This is a genomic window from Bifidobacterium sp. POST2/T3 (B1) (genome assembly GCF_058197115.1).
In genome coordinates this window covers 1-3,274 of sequence record NZ_JBVPQK010000299.1, presented here as the reverse complement: position 1 = coordinate 3,274, position 3,274 = coordinate 1, and the positions used below count along the sequence as shown (strand labels likewise).

General features: G+C 62.9%; 3 protein-coding genes. All 3 read right to left on the bottom strand.

Annotated features, from left to right (window positions below; all coding sequences use genetic code 11):
• The coding region (locus tag AC0AP0_RS10775) for a beta-galactosidase (RefSeq protein WP_490430462.1) at positions 1-773 on the bottom strand (773 nt) is incomplete at its 3' end.
• A 110-nt stretch (positions 774-883) separates the two neighbouring features.
• A complete protein-coding gene (locus AC0AP0_RS10770; RefSeq protein WP_490430461.1) occupies positions 884-1,636 on the bottom strand; it encodes a pseudouridine synthase in 753 nt (250 codons plus the stop codon).
• Positions 1,637-1,645: 9 nt separating this feature from the next.
• The coding region (glmS, locus tag AC0AP0_RS10765; protein WP_490430460.1) for a glutamine--fructose-6-phosphate transaminase (isomerizing) at positions 1,646-3,274 on the bottom strand (1,629 nt) is incomplete at its 5' end.

Sequence of the window (3,274 nt, the reverse complement as noted above, 5' to 3'; positions counted from 1 at the left end):
ATATCCGGGGTGATCTCAGCCAGGGTGTCACGCTCGGCCATGTAGAAATCCTTGAGGGCGTCGGAGCTGAACCGCTCGAAGTCCAGCATGCGTCCCGGATTCTGGAAATTCCCCTGACCGATGAAACGCGGCGGCAGAATCTGTGAGAAGTCACTCAGCCTCTGCGACCAGAAATCCGTGCCCCAGGCACGGTTGACGGCCTCGATGTCCTTGTAACGGTGGCGGCACCAACGCTGGAAGGCCCTCATGGCATCGTCGGAATAGTCGAAACGATTGTGGCAGCCATATTCGTTGCCCACATGCCAGGCCACCAGGTAAGGGTTATCCCGGTAGTGCTCGGCCATGGCCCGGCAGAGCTTCAAGGCATAGGAGCGGAAGATCGGCGAAGTGGGCCGCCAGTGCTGCCGGGCCCCGGGCCAGACCGTGTCGCCTCGCTCGTCCCTGAGCAGAACTTCGGGATGTGCCTGGGTCAGCCAGAGCGGCGGGGAGGCCGTGGCCGAGGCCAGGTTGACCCCGATGTCCGCCCGACCGAGCCTGTCAATGATCCGGTCCAGCCAATTAAAGTCGAAAACGCCCTCGCTGGGCTCAATGCGCGACCAGGAGAAGACTGCCAGGGCCACCACGTTGACCCCTGCCTTAGTCATCAGCCTGATATCTTCATCCCAGACATCCTCGGGCCACTGGTCGGGGTTGTAGTCGCATCCGTACCAGAGGGACTGCTGACCCTTGAGATGCTTGGGCCATCGATAGGCCCGCCGTGTCGGTTTGCTCATGGGTAGAACCTCCTGGTCCGTCTTGATCCTCGGACGGGGATGCCTGCCGCGTCCACGTCGCCCCGCAGCTCCGGGATCCCCTGACCATTATGTCCCGCCAGGCTGACTGTTCAGGCTTTTTCTTGAGAATCCAAGGGAACAGAGGAGGTGAAGGTGCGCTTAACCCCCGTGAAGGGGTCAGTGAATTCCAGACGACGGGCCACCAATTGCAGAGGCCGGGAGAAGTCGTCATAGGCACGAGTCTGAATCCGGGGGTAGAGATCGTCGCCCACTATGGGCAGGCCCAAAGAGCTCATATGCACCCGAAGCTGATGGGTCTTGCCTGTCTGCGGATAGAGCGTGTAGGTGGCCAGACATCCCTGGCCCGTAGTCAGTTCGATCCCGGTAATGGCATTGACGGGCCCGCGCTCCTCCCAGGCCTGGAGAACCCCTCGGCGTTTGATCACCCGGGAGCGGCGCTCTAATGGGAAGACCCGGGGCGGAGCCAGGTGTCGCACAGTGCCGGTCCGCGGACGAACCATGGGTCGCACCGGCGCCAGACACTGGTAGACCTTGCGCACGCGATGCTCCTGGAAGAGCATCTGGTAGGCCCGCCTGGCAGCCGGATCGCGCACCAGAACCAGCACGCCCGCAGTGGCCCTGTCAAGCCTGTGGGCGGGTATGATGTCGGGCTTCCCGTAGAGCTTTCGTATTTTGATCAACACGGTTTCCGCGTGCCACATCCCCCTAGGCATAGTAGCCAGGAAGTGGGGCTTGTCGACCACAATGATGCGACGGTCCTCATAGATGACTTTGGGCTCGAAGGGGATCTGCGGCTCCTCCAGAACGATCCGATGCCCCCGCTGCTCGGACCCGACGACCACGGACAGCCTCTATTCCACAGTGACCGACTTGGCCAGATTGCGGGGCTTGTCCACATCCAGGCCCTTGAGCCGGGCCATGTCCAGAGCGAACAGCTGCAGGGGGACCACATCCACCAGCGGGCTGATCAGGGTCGGGCAGGGCGGCCGCCAAAAGACCACGTCTGCATAGCGGTCGGCGTCCGGGTCGCCCTCCTCAGCCACGACGATGGTGAAGGCACCGCGGGCCTTGACCTCTTCGATGGCCGAGATGACCTTGTCATGCAGCACGTTGCGGCCCCGGGCGCTGGGGACGATGACCACCACAGGCTCCCCCGGCTCCACCAGGGCGATGGGCCCGTGCTTGAGCTCGCCGGCGGCAAACCCCTCGGTGAAGATGTAGGCGATCTCCTTGAGCTTGAGCGCCCCTTCCAGAGCCACCGGATAGCCCACATGCCGCCCCAGGAAGAGGAAGGAACGGGCCTTGGACATGCGCTGAGCCGTCTGCTCGATGACCTCGGCCTGCCCATCCAGCACTTTCTGGATCTTGGCAGGCATGGCCTTGAGGTTGTCGATGGTCTGGTGGATCTCGTCCCGGTACATGGTTCCCTTGACCTGGGCCAGGTAGAGCCCCAGCAGGTAGGCCGCCACAATCTGGGCCAGGAAGGCCTTGGTGGAGGCCACAGCCACCTCGGGGCCGGCGTGCGTGTAGAGCACGGCATCGGACTCCCTGGGGATGGTCGACCCCTGGGTGTTGCAGATGGCCAGAACCCGTGAACCCTGTTCGCGTGCATGCCGAAGCGCCATCAGCGTGTCCATGGTCTCTCCGGACTGGGATATGGCCACGACCAGGGTGCGCGGGGTCAGAATGGGATCACGGTAGCGGAACTCGTGGGCCAGCTCGACCTCCACCGGGATGCGGACCCAATGCTCGATAGCGTACTTGGCCACCAACCCTGCATAGGAGGCCGTCCCGCAAGCCACAACGATGATCTTGTCGATCTGGCGGAAGACCTCCTCATCGATGTGGACCTCGTCCAGATCCAGGTCGCCTGACTCGTCGTACCGGCCCAGCAGGGTGTTGGAGACCGCCGCGGGGTCCTCGTGGATCTCCTTGTCCATGAAGGAGTCCCATCCGCCCTTTTCGGCAGCCGAAGCATCCCAATCAATGGTGTACCGGCGGGGATGCTCCACAGGATGCCCCTGGAAGTCGGTGACCAGGACCTGGTCCGCGCTGATGCAGACAGCCTGGTCCTGCCCCAGCTCCATGGCCTGACGGGTATAGGCCACGAAGGCCGCTACATCGGATCCCAGGTAGTTCTCGCCGTCCCCAAGGCCGACCACCAGCGGCGAATCGTGTCGGATGCCCACCACCAGATCAGGTTGCCGTGAGTCCACAGCCAGAATGGTGAAAGCCCCTTTGAGCATGCGGGCCAGCCGCCTGATGGCTTCGAAGATGTCGGGCCGGCCAGTGGCATCGATAATCTCCTGGGCGATCTTGCCCAGAAGCTTGGCAGCCACCTCGGTGTCAGTGGAGGATAAGAAGGTGTACCCCTCGGTCTCCAGGTCCAGCCGCAGTCTGGATGCGTTCTCGATGATCCCGTTGTGGATCAGTGCGACCTTGCCGTCACGGCTGATGTGGGGATGGGCGTTGACGTCAGT